Genomic DNA, 17,021 nt, shown 5'->3' with positions numbered 1-17,021 from the left:
CAGGTCGGCTTTCAGGCCGCCTCGGCGGCTGTGGCGGTAGTCGCCCCCTCGAGAGGCCGAGCGCAGGTTCTGCGCAGTGGGCAACCCGGCATGGATGCCGGGTTAGCCGCGCACGGCCAGGGATGGCCGATCGCGGCGGGCCCACGGAGCAGGACCGGAGCGAGGGCATGCCGAGCCACAGCGAGGCACCGAACGAAAGGGGCAAAAGCCCTTGGTTACTTGGGGCTCTTCCAAGTGACTCGCCGTAAGGGCGAAACCAATCCCCGCCATCACCCAAATAACGGATATACCCCCCATCACCCAAACACCAAACCCAAGAGCCCAGCGCTGGCGCCATAAAACCACCGTGCTAGAATGCCGCCCGCATTTGTTTGTGACATCTGCACGAACTGTCACAAATAGTTGATAGGCATACGAGGGAGCTTGCGCAGCGATGCCAGGGCCTTGAATCGAACACGGACCGCTGCGCACCAGGATTTATGAGACTCAAGCCCTTCCCCACCTTCCTTTATCTGCTTTGCCTGCCCGGTGTCGCCGCGGCGGGGGAAAAAACCGTGTACGGCCTCAACGAGTACGCCTCGCTGGACGGCATCAATCTGGAAGTCGCGGCCAAACTCGACACCGGGGCGAAAACCGCCTCCCTGAGTGCCCGCGACATCAAACGCTTCAAACGCAATGGCGAGTCCTGGGTGCGCTTCTATCTGGCGATCGACGCCGCTCACTCGCACCCGATCGAACGACCACTGGCCCGCGTCAGCAAGATCAAGCGCCGTGCCGGCGACTACGATCCGGAAGAAGGCAAGAAGTACACCGCCCGTCCGGTGATCGAGCTGGATATCTGCATGGGCTCGGCGTTACGCAGTATCGAAGTGAACCTTACCGACCGCAGCGCTTTCCAATACCCGCTCCTGATCGGCTCCGAAGCGCTCAAGCGCTTTGATGCGCTGGTCGACCCCAGTCTTAAATACGCTGCTGGCAAACCCGCCTGCGCCACCGACGCTCATACCGCAGAGTAATTCCAATGCGCTCTCTTACCCTCCATCTGAAAATGCTGATCGCCATCCTGGTGGTGCTGGGCATTTCAGTTACGGCCTATCAGATCTTCGTGCTCGGCATTCCCGTGACCGAAGACGCCACCGACGACTTGTGGAACATCGACGCCAAGGTCGAGTTCGTCGCCAGTGCCAAAGACCCGGTCAAGATCCAGATGTTCGTGCCACCGCTGAGCCGTGATTTCGTCAGCCTCAACGAAAGCTTCATCTCCAATAATTATGGCGTGGCCGTGAACCGTATCGACGGCAACCGCAAGGTGACCTGGTCGGCACGTCGGGCCAAAGGCAACCAGACCCTTTATTACCGCCTGGTGCTGACCAAGCGCTACACCGGGGAAAAAACCAAGGTCAAAGGCCCGACCTTCCGCGACAGCATCGCCGTCGAAGGCGCGGAAAAAGTTGCCGCTGAAGCCTTGCTCGCGCCGATCCGCCAGCACTCGGCTGATGTCGAAACCTTCATCGGCGAAGCGATCAAACGGGTCAACAACGTCAACGATGACAACGTGAAACTGTTGCTGGGCGGCGATCCGTCCAGCGGGCACAAGGCCAAAATCGTTGAACTGGTCCTGTCCATCGCCCACGTGCCGGTGGAAAAGGTCCACACCATCCGCCTCGTGGCCGACCAGCCGCAAACCCCGGAACTCTGGCTGCGCAGCTTCAACGGCACCGACTGGCTGTATTTCAACCCGGAAACCGGCGAGCAAGGCCTGCCGACCGACCGCCTGTTGTGGTGGACCGGTGACGAAAACCTGATCACCGTCGATGGCGGCAAGAAGGCCACCGTCACCTTCAGCATGAACAACAGCGAAATGAACGCCATTCGCCTGGCCAAGCTGACCGACGAAAACACCGACGCCAATTTCCTCGAATACTCGCTGTACGGCCTGCCGCTGCAAACCCAGCAGACTTTCATGATCATGGTGATGATCCCGATCGGCGTGCTGGTGATCCTGATCCTGCGCAACCTGATCGGCCTGCAGACCCTCGGCACCTTTACCCCGGTGCTGATAGCCCTCGCCTTCCGCGAAACCCAGCTCGGTTTCGGCATTGTGCTGTTCACCATCATCACGGCGCTGGGGCTGTCGCTGCGTTCCTACCTTGAACACCTGAAGCTGCAAATGCTGCCGAGGTTGTCGGTGGTGCTGACCTTCGTAGTGGTGCTAATCGCGGCGATCAGCCTGTTCAGCCACAAGCTGGGCCTGGAACGCGGGTTGTCCGTGGCGCTGTTCCCGATGGTGATTCTGACCATGACCATCGAACGCCTGTCGATCACCTGGGAAGAACGCGGCTCCGGGCATGCGATGAAAGTGGCCATCGGCACGTTGTTCGCCGCGTCCCTGGCGCACCTGATCATGAGCGTGCCGGAGCTGGTTTACTTCGTGTTCACCTTCCCGGCAATCCTGCTGATCCTGGTGGGCTTCATGCTGGCGATGGGCCGTTATCGCGGCTACCGTCTGACCGAACTGGTACGTTTCAAGGCTTTCCTGAAGAAGGCTGACGCCTGATGTTCGGCTTCTGGAAGACCTGGAAAGCCCTGGAAGCCCGGGGCATCATGGGGATCAATCGGCGCAACGCGGACTACGTGCTCAAGTACAACAAGCGCAGCCTGTACCCGATTGTCGATGACAAGATCATCACCAAGGAGCGCGCGATCGCCGCCGGCATTCATGTGCCGGAACTGTATGGCGTGATTTCCACCGAGAAGGAAATCGACAACCTCGACGAAATCATCGGCGGGCGCAGCGATTTCGTGATCAAACCGGCCCAGGGCGCCGGTGGCGACGGCATCATTGTCATTGCCGACCGCTTCGAGGGGCGCTATCGCACGGTGTCCGGCAAGATCATCAGTCATGAGGAAATCGAGCACCATGTCTCCAGCATCCTCACCGGCCTGTACTCGCTGGGCGGCCACCGTGACCGTGCACTGATCGAATACCGCGTGATCCCCGACCAGATCTTCAAAAGCATCAGCTACGAAGGCGTGCCGGACATTCGCATCATCGTGTTGATGGGCTATCCGGTCATGGCGATGTTGCGCTTGCCGACGCGCCAGTCCGGCGGCAAGGCCAACCTTCACCAGGGCGCCATCGGCGTCGGCGTCGACCTCGCCACCGGCCTGACCCTGCGCGGTACCTGGCTGAACAACATCATCGCCAAGCACCCGGACACCACCAACGCGGTGGACGGTGTGCAACTGCCCTACTGGGACGGCTTCATGAAACTCGCGGCCGGCTGTTACGAGCTGTGCGGACTGGGTTACATCGGGGTCGACATGGTGCTGGACCAGGAGAAAGGGCCGCTGATTCTTGAGCTGAATGCCCGGCCGGGGTTGAACATCCAGATCGCCAATGATTGCGGCCTGACGTTGCGCACCCATGCGGTCGAGGCGCGGCTGGAAGAGTTGAAAGCACGCGGGATTACCGAGACCGTCGAGGAACGCATGGCGTTTGTGCAGGAGATGTTCGGGCATATTCCTGCGGTTGAGGGTTGATCCGGGACCGAGTCGCGCCCTTTCGCGGGCAAGCCTCGCTCCTACAGAATACGTGTGCCCCCTGTAGGAGCGAGGCTTGCCCGCGAAGACGGACTCACAGCCACCAAACCATTCAACCCAGCCTCCAATCTGCCAATCCCCGACATCCCCTCTAGGAGCAATTCCCCGAGGGGACTACAATCGCCACCCCGCCTCGATGGCTGATCTGCCCCGCCCATGCTGACCTGCTCCGTACATCCGCTCCCCTATCGCGCCAACCCCGCCGAGTACTTCGCGGCGATTCGTCATGCCCCCGGCGCCGTGCTGCTCGACAGTGGCCGGCCAACGGCTGATCGCGGGCGTTATGACCTGCTCAGTGCCTGGCCACTGGAACAACTGGCGGTAATGCCTGACGAAAGCGGTGGCGATTTCCTGCAACGCCTTCGCGACAATCTGACACGACTCGGTGAAGCGACGCTGGCGCCTGATCTGCCCTTCGCCGGCGGCCTGATCGGCTACCTGAGCTACGATTTCGGCCGCCACCTGGAAAACCTGCCGAGCCAGGCACAGGACGATCTGCAATTGCCGGATGCGCGTTTCGGGCTCTACGACTGGGCACTGATCAGCGATCACCAACGGATGACCAGTCAGTTGGTGTTCCACCCGTCGCTGATCGACAGCGAACGTCAACGCCTGATCACGCTGTTCAGTCATCCTGTGGCTGAAACGATCGAATCGTTCAAGCTCAAGGCGCCGATGAGCGCCGACCTGAGCGCTGATGACTATCGCCAGGCAATAGAACGTATCCAGCAGTACATTCAGGCCGGTGACTGCTACCAGGTCAACTTTGCCCAGCGCTTCCGCGCCGAGTGCCAAGGTGATCCGTGGGCCGCGTACTGCGCGTTGCGCGCGGCGTGCCCGACGCCATTCTCCGGTTTCCAGCGCCTGCCCGACGGTGGCGCAGTGCTGAGCCTGTCGCCGGAGCGCTTCGTCAAAGTCAGCGACCGCCACGTGGAGACCCGCCCGATCAAGGGCACTCGCCCTCGAGGCCAAAACGCAGCGGAAGATGCGGCGAACGCCGCCGAACTCCTGGCCAGCCCCAAGGATCGCGCAGAAAACCTGATGATCGTCGACCTGCTGCGCAATGACCTCGGCCGTACGTGCCGCATTGGCTCGGTGCGGGTGCCGGAGTTGTTCAGTCTCGAAAGCTATCCGAATGTGCATCATCTGGTGAGCAGCGTAACCGGCGAACTGGCAGATGACCGGGATGCGCTGGACCTGATCGCTGGCAGCTTCCCCGGCGGTTCGATTACCGGGGCGCCAAAGATTCGCGCGATGCAGATCATTGATGAACTGGAGCCGACCCGACGCGGTTTGTACTGCGGTTCGTTGCTGTATCTGGATGTGCGCGGCGAGATGGACAGTTCAATCGCGATTCGCAGCTTGCTGGTCAAGGATGGGCAGGTGTGTTGCTGGGGCGGTGGCGGGATCGTTGCGGATTCGCAGTGGCAGGCCGAGTATCAGGAGTCGATCACCAAGGTGAAGGTGCTGCTCGATACCCTGCAAAACCTGTAGGAGCGAGCCTGCTCGCGATGGACGTCAACGATGACTTGAAACGCCTGACACTCCGCGGTGCTCTCGGTTTTTTCGCGAGCAGGCTCGCTCCTACAGGGTGTGGATTTACAGGCTCAACGCCCGATTCGAAGCCTTGATGAACTCCTGCTTCAAATCCTCAAACGTATGCACCGCCGGGAATTGCGGGAACTCGCGAATCACGTTATCCGGCGCATGGAACAGAATCCCCGCATCCGCCTCGCCCAGCATCGTGGTGTCGTTGTAGGAATCCCCCGCCGCAATCACCCGGTAGTAAAGACTCTTGAACGCCAGAACCGACTGACGTTTCGGATCTTTCTGACGCAACTGATAGCTCGTCACCCGCCCGGCATCGTCGGTGATCAGGCGATGGCAGAGCAAGGTCGGGAAACCCAATTGGCGCATTAGCGGTTGGGAGAACTCGTAGAACGTGTCCGACAGAATCACCACCTGAAAGCGCTCACGCAGCCAGTTGACGAACTCGATGGCACCGTCCAGCGGCTTGAGCGTGGCGATCACTTCCTGGATGTCGGTGAGTTTCAGGCCATGCTCATCGAGAATCCGCAGGCGCTGCTTCATCAGCACGTCATAGTCGGGAATATCCCGAGTGGTGGCCCTGAGGGATTCGATTCCGGTTTTTTCGGCGAAGGCGATCCAGATTTCCGGGACCAGCACACCTTCAAGATCCAGACAGGCAATTTCCACAAGACACTCCCATTTGTATTGATTATTGAGTCGAGCGAGCAAAAGGACTGCCGAACTCTAGCGACTCGTACTGACCTGCGCAACGCAGAGGGCGCGCCAGTGGTTGCAGGATTTTGTTACCATCAAGGCCATATAGAGCGCCCAGCGCCACCGACCTGTAGGAAGCCGCCCTGATGAGCCCAACGTTCGACGTCGTGGAACTCGCCACGACCTATGCCAACAAATCCGCCCAGGACATCCTGAAACTCGCGTTTGCCGAGTTCGGCGATGACCTGTGGATATCTTTCAGCGGCGCCGAAGACGTGGTGCTGGTAGACATGGCCTGGAAGCTGAACAAGAACGTCAAAGTGTTCAGCCTCGACACCGGCCGCCTGCACCCCGAGACCTACCGCTTCATCGATCAAGTGCGCGAGCACTACAAGATCGACATCGAGCTGGTGTCGCCGGACTACACGAAACTCGAACCGTTCGTGAAGGAAAAAGGCCTGTTCAGTTTCTACAAGGACGGCCATGGCGAGTGCTGCGGCATCCGCAAGATCGAGCCGCTGCGCCGCAAGCTATCGGGCGTGACCGCCTGGGCCACCGGCCAGCGTCGGGACCAGAGCCCCGGCACCCGCAGCGCCGTCGCGGTGCTGGAAATCGACACCGCCTTCTCCACCCCGGAACGCACCCTGTACAAATTCAATCCGCTGGCGCAAATGACCAGCGAAGAGATCTGGGGCTACATCCGCATGCTCGAGCTGCCGTACAACAGCCTGCATGAACGCGGCTTCATCAGCATCGGCTGCGAACCGTGCACCCGCCCGGTGCTGCCGAACCAGCACGAGCGTGAAGGTCGCTGGTGGTGGGAAGAGGCGACGCAGAAAGAATGCGGGTTGCATGCAGGGAATATCATCAGCAAGTCAAAAGCCTGATCTTTTGTAATATCCCTGTAGGAGCGAGCCTGCTCGCGATGGTCGTCAACGAAGATGATGAAAACCTGACACCCCGCGCCGCTCTTTCGTTTTTCGCGAGCAAGCTCGCTCCTACAGGTTTATTGCACCGCCCATAAATGTGTACACACGAATGTCACCTTAGGTGCCATTTATGTGTGCACTTTTCGTTTCTACGCCCTGAAAAGTTACATTCATCCCGCCTGACATTCCCTCGTTCACACCTCCGCGAATTCCGCCAAAAAATAAATACCTGTTCAATCGGTCAATTTATATCGTCTTTATTTCAGTCACTTACCAATTACAGATAACAAAACGAAATTACCGGTGAATTTTATAGATCGCTGACTGGCATGGATCTGGCTTAAGTGCATACATGTTTTGTATACAATCACCTCAAAACATACACACACTTTAGATCCGCAAGCCTGAAGCGCCCTATCCCGTACAGGCTGCAGATGCCCCGTGACCAATGATGCTTGTTGTCCGCGACGAAGATTTGTCGAGCCCACGCTCATGCACAGTCATCGCGACGCCAAGCTCGGAGCCTGCCGGAATGCGTACTAGCCTCTCCAATAACAACATCGCGCTGGATCTGCCCTCCTCTTCCCCCGTTCAAACGTTTCAGGACCCCGTGGTGCTCAGCCCGCGCCTGCACAACAAAGACCTGGCGCCGACCAAGGCCGAAGGCCGGCGCTGGGGCCGTTACAGCATTTTTGCCCTGTGGACCAACGACGTTCACAACATCGCCAACTACTCCTTCGCCATCGGACTGTATGCACTGGGTCTGGGCGGCTGGCAGATTCTGTTGTCGCTCGGGATCGGCGCGGCGCTGGTGTATTGCTTCATGAACCTCTCCGGCTACATGGGCCAGAAAACCGGTGTGCCGTTTCCCGTCATCAGCCGGATCAGTTTCGGTATCCATGGGGCGCAAATTCCTGCATTGATCCGCGCCGTTATCGCCATCGCCTGGTTCGGCATTCAGACGTACCTCGCCTCGGTGGTGTTTCGCGTGCTGCTGACGGCGGTGCATCCGGGATTCGCCGACTACGACCACAACTCGATCCTCGGTCTGTCGAGCCTGGGCTGGGTGTGTTTCGTCGCGATCTGGCTGGTACAACTGGCGATCCTTGCCTACGGGATGGAGATGGTGCGGCGCTATGAAGCGTTCGCCGGTCCGGTGATTCTGCTGACCGTCGCCGCCCTGGCCGCGTGGATGTACACCCAGGCCAACGCGACCATCGCGTGGTCGATCCGTGAACCGCTCACTGGCGGCGAGATGTGGCGCAACATCTTTGCCGGCGGCGCCTTGTGGCTGGCGATCTACGGCACGCTGATCCTCAACTTCTGCGACTTCGCCCGCTCTTCGCCGTGCCGCAAGACGATCAAGGTCGGAAATTTCTGGGGCCTGCCAGTGAACATTCTGGTGTTCGCCGGCATCACCGTCCTGCTTTGCGGTGCGCAATTTCAGATCAATGGCCGAATCATCGAAAGCCCGACGGAAATCATCGCGTCGATCCCCAATACTTTCTTCCTGGTCCTCGGTTGCCTGGCCTTCCTGATCGTCACCGTGGCGGTGAACATTATGGCCAACTTCGTCGCCCCGGCCTTCGTGCTGAGCAACCTGGCACCGAAATACCTGACCTTCCGCCGCGCCGGGCTGATCAGCGCGACCATCGCAGTGCTGATCCTGCCGTGGAACCTCTACAACAGCCCGTTGGTGATCGTGTATTTCCTGTCCGGCCTCGGCGCCCTGCTCGGCCCGTTGTACGGGGTGATCATGGTCGACTACTGGCTTGTACGAAAAGGTCAGATCAACGTGCCGCAGTTGTACAGCGAAGACCCCGACGGCGCTTATTACTACAGCCGAGGCGTCAATTTACGTGCGGTGGCGGCGTTCATTCCTGCAGCGCTGATCGCCATCGTCCTGGCGCTGGTGCCGGGTTTCCATCTCGTATCGCCGTTCTCCTGGCTGATCGGTGCCGGGATCGCCGGGATGCTCTACCTGATCATCGCCAAGCGGCAGCCGCACTACGCGGATGTCAGCGGCGAAGCCATCGCGGTCGATAACGTCAGCCATTAACCCCATGACGGCCCGGCACCGTCGGGCCGCAGAACCACCCCGCTATAAGGACTTTCCATGCGAATTCTCGTGGTCAACGTCAACACCACCGAATCCATTACCCAGGCCATCGCCCGTTCGGCTCAAGCCGTGGCCGCGCCAGGCACCGAAATCATCGGCCTGACACCGCACTTCGGCGCCGACTCCATCGAAGGCAACTTCGAAAGCTACCTGGCTGCCATCGCCGTGATGGATCGAGTGATGTCCTACGATCAACCCTTCGATGCGGTGATTCAGGCCGGTTACGGCGAGCACGGTCGCGAAGGGTTGCAGGAACTGCTCAACGTGCCGGTGGTGGACATCACCGACGCTGCCGCCAGCACGGCGATGTTCCTCGGTCATGCCTATTCGGTGGTCACCACGCTGGACCGTACCGTGCCGTTGATCGAGGATCGGCTGAAACTCTCAGGGTTGTGGGACCGTTGTGCATCCGTGCGGGCCAGTGGCCTGGCGGTGCTGGAACTGGAATCCGACCCGCAACGGGCGCTTGAGGCGATTGTTCGTCAGGCGGAATTGGCAGTACTGGAGGACAAGGCCGAGGTGATTTGCCTCGGTTGCGGCGGGATGGCCGGGCTGGACGAGCAGATTCGTCAGCGCACCGGGGTGCCGGTCGTAGATGGCGTGACGGCGGCGGTGACGATTGCCGAGTCGCTGGTGCGATTGGGGTTGTCGACGTCGAAGGTCAGGACGTATGCGACGCCTCGGCCGAAACACATCATTGGCTGGCCGGGGCGGTTTGGGCGGTAGACCGCGTTATCGTTTTTCGCGGGCAAGCCTCGCTCCTACAGGGATCACACGTATTCTGTAGGAGCGAGGCTTGCCCGCGAAAGGGCCGACTCGGTTTCAATCCTGGCTCAAACCGCACTAAACCGCGATGCCAACCCCTGCTCCGCAAACTGCTCAATAATGAAATCCACAAACGCCCGCGTCTTGCCCGGCAACAATTTGTGCTCAGCGTAGTAAATGGAAATGTTGCCATCGTCGACAAACCAGTCCGGCAATACCCGCTGCAACGTCCCGGCTTCCAGATAACCCGAAGCGAACGGCATGCTCACCAACGCGATCCCCAACCCCTGAGCCGCCGTCGCACACGCCGCTTCAGAATCGCTCATGGTCATCCGCGCCTTTAGCGTCAAAGGGCTGTGTTGCTGGGTGCGGCTGGTCAATTGCCAGGACCGCACTCGCCCCGTCTGCGGCGACCGAATCAGAATCCCGTCGTGATGCTTGAGATCATCCGGTTCAACGACCACTTCGCGCCCCGCCAGATATTCGGCTGACGCCACCAACACCCGATGCGCCGGCGTCAGCTTGCGCGCGACCACGCCCTGCGGCAGCTCAAATCCACCGCCAATCGCGGCATCGAACCCTTGTGCAATCAGATCGACCTGGCGGTTATCAAAATGCCAGTCCGGATTGATTGCCGGAAACCGCCTCAGAAACTCGCCCAGCAACGGCACCACATACAACCGCCCGAACACCGTGCCCATGCTGACTTTCAGCGTTCCCGCCGGCCGCCCTTCGGCGCTCGCGAGATTGGCCACGGCATTCTGGATCGTGTGCAGGCTGGAACTGACTTCGCCGAGAAACAGATGGCCGGCCTCGGTCAGCGTCAGGCTACGGGTGCTGCGCTGAAACAGCCGCACACCGAGCCGCGCCTCAAGTTTTGCCACGCTCTTGCCCACCGCCGCCGGGGTCAGGCTCAGGCGTCGCGCGGCCTCGGCAAAGCTGCCGACTTCGGCGCTGCGCACGAAGCATTCGATACTGCTGAAGGTTTCCATAAGCGCCACTATAAACTTTTGGTTTACACAGACTATCGCAATTACCGTCTACACAGCCTGTAATCCTGAATCAATACTAGGCTCCATCAACCGCGGCATCTCGCCACGGCGACTTTGGAGATCGACATGACTACTCAGAACCTCAGCGGCAAAGTGGCTTTGATTCAAGGCGGGTCCCGCGGCATCGGCGCTGCCATCGTCAAACGCCTGGCCGCTGAAGGCGCGACGGTTGCCTTCACCTACGTAAGCTCCACGGCCAAGGCCGAAGAACTGCAAAACAGCCTCACCGCCAACGGCGGCAAAGCGCTGGCCATCAAGGCTGACAGTGCCGACGCCGAGGCGATTCGCAACGCCGTGAGCGCCACCGTCAAAGCCTTCGGTCGCCTGGACATCCTGGTCAACAACGCTGGCGTGCTGGCCGTTGCCCCACTGGAAGACTTCAAACTCGAAGACTTCGACCAGACGTTGGCGATCAACGTACGCAGCGTGTTCATCGCCACCCAGGCCGCCGCGAAACACATGACCGAAGGCGGTCGCATCATCAACATCGGCAGCACCAACGCCGACCGCATGCCCTTCGCCGGCGGTGGCCCGTACGCGATGAGCAAAGCGGCGCTGGTCGGTCTGACCAAAGGCCTGGCACGCGACCTTGGGCCACGAGGCATCACCATCAATAACGTGCAACCGGGCCCGGTCGACACCGACATGAACCCGGCCAGCGGCGACTTCGCCGAAAGCCTGATCCCGCTGATGGCTGTGGGTCGTTATGGTAAAGCTGAAGAAATCGCCAGCTTCGTCGCCTACCTTGCAGGCCCGGAAGCCGGGTACATCACCGGTGCCAGCCTGACTATCGACGGTGGTTTCGGCGCCTGATACGGCCCAGTCAAACGCAAAATAAAATGTGGGAGCGAGCCTGCTCGCGAAAGCAGTGCGTCAGGCAACATTAACGTCGGCTGACACACCGTCATCGCGAGCAGGCTCGCTCCCACATTGGTCTGCGTCTTTGCGCCTACCGCATTAAGCCCACTCAAGCGCCGGCAAACCGCACGCACTCGGCTTGAACGCTTTCAACGTACGAAGAATGCCATCGGCGTGTGCGTATTTTTCGTCTGCCATCGCGGCGTCGGGAATCGCAATCGCCGTCATCCCCGCCGCTTTCGCCGCAGTCACGCCAAACGGCGAATCTTCGAACACCAGACAATCCCCGGGCGCCACGCCCAGTCGGCGCGCTGCGGTGAGGAAGATGTCCGGCGCCGGTTTGGCCGCACCGACTTCCGGGTCATCGGCTGTCACGACGAAGTCGAACAGCGCAAACCAGTCACGGTGCAAAGTGGTTTTCTGGCCGAACGACAGACGCGACGAACTGGTGCCCACCGCGATCGGAATGTTGTTGGCCTTCAAGTGCCGCACCAGTTCCTCGGCACCGGGCATCGCCAGCGCAGTGGGAAAGCGCTCGCGCATCAGCGGCTCGCGGATCACCAGGAACTCCTCGGCGGTAATCGGCAGGTCCAGCGCTTCAACCACATAACGCGCCAGATCACCCGCACCACGGCCGATGATGTTCTGTTTGACGCTCCAGTCGAAGGTCCGACCATATCGCTCGGCGATCATCGACGTGACTTCGGTGTAAATGCCCTCGGTGTCCAGCAGCAAGCCGTCCATGTCGAAAATCACGGCTTTGATCGGGCCGAACTCTTTCAGCGGTGCATTCATCGCATCTGATCCGTTTTTAATGACACCCCGGTTGGCTCAGGCATAGCTGATTCCGGGATTTGATTAAAGGGTTCAGCAGCATAGCGAGCGCGGCCGGCAGAGAGCAACGGGCAATCTCCCGGCGGTGACAAAACCTTCGCCGAATCGCTGAGCATGATTTAGCGATTCGCCCTACACCAAACACCTCCTTTCCCGACTTCTTTCCTCGTTGATCCCCCGCAAAGTCTCGCGACCCCAATTTATCCGCGCGAGGGACTGCGAATGTTCAACCCTGACAAGGTCCTGGCCTTGAACAACGCCATCGGCCTGTTGGTGGTGGCGGCCATGAACCCCGAGCAACCGGACGTTGAAGCACTGCTCGGCGATTTTCGCCTGTGCCTCAACGACTACGAGGCCTGGGCGGAAAGCTTCTGGACAGGATGGGCGCTGGATGTCGAGCAAGTGTTCAATGTCGGCAACGACGTTCGTTTGAGCATACCGAGAGATTCCACCGCCCCCGTCAGTTCGACGATCGCCACATGCCCGGCCAGCGGTCCGTTGACCCTCGTGCATATGTTCGACGCGGCTCGCTTTGTGCCCATTGGTGATACGCCGGTGATGCTCGAACCGATCATTGAAAAAAGCAACGGCGAGATGACCTTTGGCGAACCGGTGCATCACACCATCGGCCCCAGCGGCATCCTCGAAATCCCTGAGTGTTGGCGCGGTCATCGTTACCGCATCACGTTCTTTCCCAATGTTTCCACCACTCATGTCAAGGCGCTTCACGCCTCCTATCACAGCGTGATCGATGAGCTTGAAGGCTGGTTGCGCAACGAGTGGACGAGTGAATTCCAGCCGTTATGGGCGGGGTTTTCCGAGGCCGGTTTCCCTGAACGCTACGGCATGCTGCAACGGGCCGACTGGCGCGGATTCGAGAAGTCGCTGCACGGTTTGTGGGATGACGTGAAGCAGATCTACGCCCTGATCGCGGACCTGCAGGCCAATAGTGAAAAGCTTCTTGAATACCTGACCGAGGTTGAGCTCGAGACACTGCTGAACGCTTCGGCCGAAGCCATCGCCAATGTGATGCTGGTGTTGAGTGATGAGCCGCTGATGTTCATTCATCTCGCGGCTTTCACCAGCTGGCTGCGGATGTTGCCGCCGCAGTACATCGCCGAAGTGGTCGCGGAAATTCGTACAGAAATACTCATCGCTTTCCTGCTGGTGCGCCTCACAGGTCCTACAGGCCTGAAACTCGGCATCAGCACCAAGGTGCTGGGCAAGGTCAAGTCCGAGCGAGCACGACAATGGCTGGCCGCCGCAAGCTTGCGCCTGGCTGAGCTTGTGAACAGATCGGATCTGACCAGCCACGCCGGCGCCCTCAAACCGCTGATGGTCAGCGCGCGGAACGTGCCGCTCAAACCCGCGCCGGCCACTCCGTTGCACATCACCATCGGTGAATCACCAATCGTACAGGTGAACAACCCGGTCGCCCTTGCCCGTGACAAGTCCGAAGCCAAGACCCGCCTGAGCCGCCAGGAACACCGCGACGACGCCCCTGCTCCCGCGCAAAACCCAAACGGCGACAACGTCGATTCTGCGGATAGAACCACAACCAACGGCTGCCCGGTATCGATGGTCACCGGCGAGGAACTGCTGACCCTGATCGATGGTTCGCTGGATGGGCGATTGCCGTTCGAGTTCATCCGCGTGTATCGCACCAGTGCTGTCGGCATCGACTGCGGGCTCGGATTTGGCTGGAGTCATGCCCTTGCACATCGGCTGGAAATCGACGGCGAACTGGTTAGATGGATCGACCACGAAAACCGTCGAACGACCTTCCCTTTACCCAAGGTTGAACGCCCGAGCATTCACAACAGCCTGTCGCGGGCGGCGATTTTCCTGGGGGATGAGCCGGAGGAACTGATCCTCGCAATGGCAGGCGAAGCGACGCGCTTTTACCACTTTCGTACAGGTCGACTGACAGCAATCAGCGATGCCTATGGCAACCGTCTGACAGTGCAACGGGACAACGCCGACAGAATCATGCGCCTCGACAACGGCGCCGGACGCTCGCTGCGTTTGCGCTACGACCGCCGACACCTCGCCGCCGTCGAGTATCAGCGCTTTCATCCCGCCGACACCCTGGAAGATGCCTGGCGCACCGAACAGACACTGGTGACCTACCGCTACGACGCCTGTCATCGCTTGATCGAAGCGACCAACGCCGCCGGCGAAAGCGAACGCTACGACTATGACGACCAGCACGTCATCCTGCAGCGGCAATTGGCTGGTGGCGCGAGCTTCTTCTGGGAGTGGGAAAGGTCCGGCAAGTCTGCGCGATGCGTCCGACATTGGGCGTCGTTTTCGCAGATGGACACGCGCTATGTCTGGGATGACAACGGCGGCGTGCAAGTTAAAAACGTTGATGGCAGCGAAGCGTTTTACCAGCACGACGACCGGGCACGCCTGGTGCGGAGGGTCGAACCCGACGGGGCGGAACACCTCAATGTCTATGACGGCCAGGGGCGGCTGATTGCCGAAAAGAATCCGCTCGGGGCAATGACCCGCTACCGCTATGACGATGTCGGACGGCTGATTGCCCTGATTCCACCCGAAGGTGAGCCAACGTCCTACGAATACCGCAATGGCTTCCTGCATGCGCGGTATCGCGGCAACGCCGTGTGGAAATATCAGCGCAATGCTCAGGGAGAGGTCATCGAGGCGACCGACCCCGAGGGGCATGTCACCTACTACCACCACGATGAAAAAGGCCTGCTGCTGTCGATCCGTTTTCCGGACAACAGTCGGCATGTCTTCGTCTGGAATGCCTTGGGCCAACTGATCGAAGAGACCTTGCCGGGTGGCGGTCAGCGGCGCTTTTCCTACGATGCGTTGGGCCGGCAGGTTACCCGCCAGGACGAACACGGTGCCGTCACACGCGACTCATGGGATGCCGTTGGACGACTGATTCAGACGATGCTTCCTACAGGTGCCAGTCGCGCCTTCAGCTACAACGCCTACGGCAAGGTCACCGCCGAACGGGATGAACTGGGGCGCACCACGCGCTTTGAATATGCCGATGATCTGCATCTGGTCAGCCGTCGGATCAATCCCGATAGCACACAACTGCTTTATCGGTACGACAACGCACGGTTGTTGCTGACCGAAATCGAGAATGAGTCCGGCGGGAAATATCTGCTGGACTACACGCTCAATGGATTGATCCGACAGGAAACCGGATTCGATGGCCAACGCACCGCGTATGCCTACGATCTCAATGGACAGCTGCTGAAAAAAACCGAGTTCGGCGACGACGGCTCGCAATGGGTCACGGCTTATCAACGGGATTCGACGGGACGGCTACTGATCAAGACGCTGCCCGACGGTGTCAATGTCGAGTATCGATACGACAGCCTTGGCCGACTGGTCAGCGTCGATGACGGTCACGATCACCCGCTGGAGTTCGAATACGACAAACAGGGTCGGCTAGTCACCGAACACCAAGGCTGGGGCACGCTGCGATATGGCTACGATGCCTGTGGCCGGCTCAACCACCTACGCCTGCCCGACAACAGCAAACTCGATTACCACCATGCCAAGGGCGGCGCGCTGACGGCCATTGACCTCAATGGCGCCCGACTGACCGCTCACACCTTTTTCGCCGGCCGCGAACAGAACCGCCAACAAGGCCTGCTGCTCAGCGATTATCAGTATGACAATCAAGGTCGACTGAACGCCCACGCTGTCCGCCAAAACCTGCAACCTCTGTATCGCCGCGACTATGCCTACAGCGCCAACGGCAACCTCGACCACATTGCCGACACGCGGCACGGCCAGCGCAGCTACCTTTACGATTCGCTTGATCGCCTGATCCGCGTCCGCCACTCCCGAGATCACCAACCAGAAAACTTCGCCCACGACCCGACCGGCAACCTGCTGATGCAGGACCGCCCCGGTCCGGCCATGGTCAAAGGCAATCGCCTGCTGATGCAAGGCGACCGCCACTACGATTACGACGCCTTCGGCAACCTGATCCGCGAACGCCGCGGTACTGCACAAAAACTGGTCACCGAGTACCGTTACGACTGCCAACATCGCCTGATCGGCGTCACCCTGCCCAACGGCAGCCAGGCGACCTACCGCTACGATGCCTTCGGCCGCCGTATCAGCAAAAACGTCGATGGCAACACCACCGAGTTTTTTTGGCAGGGCGACAACCTCGTCGCCGAAAGCAGTCGCGAGCACTACCGCAGCTACGTCTACGAACCCGGCAGCTTTCGCCCGTTGGCCATGCTCGACGGCAAAGGCCCGCGCAACGCCTGCCCGTTTTACTACCAACTCGACCACCTCGGCACACCGCAAGAACTCACCGATTACAGCGGCGAAATCGTCTGGTCCGTTCAATACACCGCCTACGGCCGCCTCACCCGCCTCAACCGCGACACCCACCAGATCCTCGACCAGCCGCTGCGGTTTCAGGGCCAGTACTTCGACCCGGAAACAGGTTTGCACTACAACCGGCATCGGTATTACCAGCCGGATGTGGGACGGTATCTGACGCCGGACCCGGTCGGATTGGCCGGTGGCCTGAACGGGTATCGGTATGTGTTGAGCCCCACGGGGTGGGTTGATCCGTTGGGGTTGAGTGATTGCCCGGGGATGGGTGGGTGC

The 17,021-nt window shown here is 60.0% G+C and carries 12 protein-coding genes; 9 read left to right on the top strand and 3 right to left on the bottom strand.

Annotated features, from left to right (window positions below):
- Window positions 1-479: 479 nt before the first annotated feature.
- From KGB24_RS27155 to pabB, 4 genes are all read left to right on the top strand, one after another.
- On the top strand, window positions 480-1,016 hold the full coding sequence (locus tag KGB24_RS27155; RefSeq protein WP_008042313.1) for an ATP-dependent zinc protease: 537 nt from the start codon (window positions 480-482) through the stop codon (window positions 1,014-1,016).
- A gap of 5 nt (window positions 1,017-1,021) precedes the next feature.
- Complete coding sequence (locus KGB24_RS27150; RefSeq protein ID WP_223416037.1) at window positions 1,022-2,557, top strand: inactive transglutaminase family protein; 1,536 nt, start codon at window positions 1,022-1,024, stop codon at window positions 2,555-2,557.
- Window positions 2,557-3,543, top strand: coding sequence for an alpha-L-glutamate ligase-like protein (locus tag KGB24_RS27145; RefSeq protein WP_008027343.1), 987 nt, complete (start codon window positions 2,557-2,559; stop codon window positions 3,541-3,543). The genes KGB24_RS27150 and KGB24_RS27145 overlap by 1 nt, the downstream gene beginning before the upstream one ends.
- A gap of 216 nt (window positions 3,544-3,759) precedes the next feature.
- Window positions 3,760-5,097, top strand: coding sequence for an aminodeoxychorismate synthase component I (gene pabB / locus KGB24_RS27140; protein ID WP_223416036.1), 1,338 nt, complete (start codon window positions 3,760-3,762; stop codon window positions 5,095-5,097).
- Window positions 5,098-5,202: 105 nt separating this feature from the next.
- On the opposite strand, the gene thrH is transcribed toward pabB, so the two are convergent.
- Window positions 5,203-5,820, bottom strand: coding sequence for a bifunctional phosphoserine phosphatase/homoserine phosphotransferase ThrH (gene thrH, locus KGB24_RS27130; RefSeq protein ID WP_008027341.1), 618 nt, complete (start codon window positions 5,818-5,820; stop codon window positions 5,203-5,205).
- A gap of 173 nt (window positions 5,821-5,993) precedes the next feature.
- On the opposite strand from thrH, the gene KGB24_RS27125 reads away from it, so the two are divergent.
- From KGB24_RS27125 to KGB24_RS27110, 3 genes are all read left to right on the top strand, one after another.
- Window positions 5,994-6,734: a phosphoadenylyl-sulfate reductase gene (locus tag KGB24_RS27125; protein WP_008027340.1), complete on the top strand. Its 741-nt coding sequence runs from the start codon at window positions 5,994-5,996 to the stop codon at window positions 6,732-6,734.
- Window positions 6,735-7,308: 574 nt separating this feature from the next.
- Window positions 7,309-8,835: an NCS1 family nucleobase:cation symporter-1 gene (locus KGB24_RS27115; RefSeq protein ID WP_008042296.1), complete on the top strand. Its 1,527-nt coding sequence runs from the start codon at window positions 7,309-7,311 to the stop codon at window positions 8,833-8,835.
- A 57-nt stretch (window positions 8,836-8,892) separates the two neighbouring features.
- Window positions 8,893-9,621 carry an aspartate/glutamate racemase family protein gene (locus KGB24_RS27110; protein ID WP_008027338.1) on the top strand — a complete coding sequence of 243 codons (729 nt, stop codon included), beginning with the start codon at window positions 8,893-8,895 and terminating at the stop codon, window positions 9,619-9,621.
- 107 nt (window positions 9,622-9,728) lie between these two features.
- Here KGB24_RS27110 and KGB24_RS27105 read toward each other — a convergent pair whose 3' ends face one another.
- Window positions 9,729-10,652 carry a LysR family transcriptional regulator gene (locus KGB24_RS27105; RefSeq protein ID WP_008042295.1) on the bottom strand — a complete coding sequence of 308 codons (924 nt, stop codon included), beginning with the start codon at window positions 10,650-10,652 and terminating at the stop codon, window positions 9,729-9,731.
- Between the two features lie 126 nt (window positions 10,653-10,778).
- Between KGB24_RS27105 and KGB24_RS27100 the strand changes: the two genes are divergently transcribed.
- Window positions 10,779-11,525: a 3-oxoacyl-ACP reductase family protein gene (locus KGB24_RS27100; RefSeq protein WP_008027336.1), complete on the top strand. Its 747-nt coding sequence runs from the start codon at window positions 10,779-10,781 to the stop codon at window positions 11,523-11,525.
- Between the two features lie 144 nt (window positions 11,526-11,669).
- On the opposite strand, the gene KGB24_RS27095 is transcribed toward KGB24_RS27100, so the two are convergent.
- Window positions 11,670-12,365, bottom strand: a complete 696-nt coding sequence (locus KGB24_RS27095) for an HAD-IA family hydrolase (RefSeq protein ID WP_008027335.1) — start codon at window positions 12,363-12,365, stop codon at window positions 11,670-11,672.
- Window positions 12,366-12,626: 261 nt separating this feature from the next.
- Between KGB24_RS27095 and KGB24_RS27090 the strand changes: the two genes are divergently transcribed.
- The coding region (locus KGB24_RS27090) for an RHS repeat-associated core domain-containing protein (protein WP_223474893.1) at window positions 12,627-17,021 on the top strand (4,395 nt) is incomplete at its 3' end.

The organism is Pseudomonas sp. BF-RE-25 (assembly GCF_019956105.1).
In the GTDB taxonomy this organism is placed as follows: Bacteria; Pseudomonadota; Gammaproteobacteria; order Pseudomonadales; family Pseudomonadaceae; genus Aquipseudomonas; species Aquipseudomonas migulae.
The sequence above is the reverse complement of the archived record's forward strand: the minus strand, read 5'-3'. Positions and strand labels throughout refer to the sequence as shown.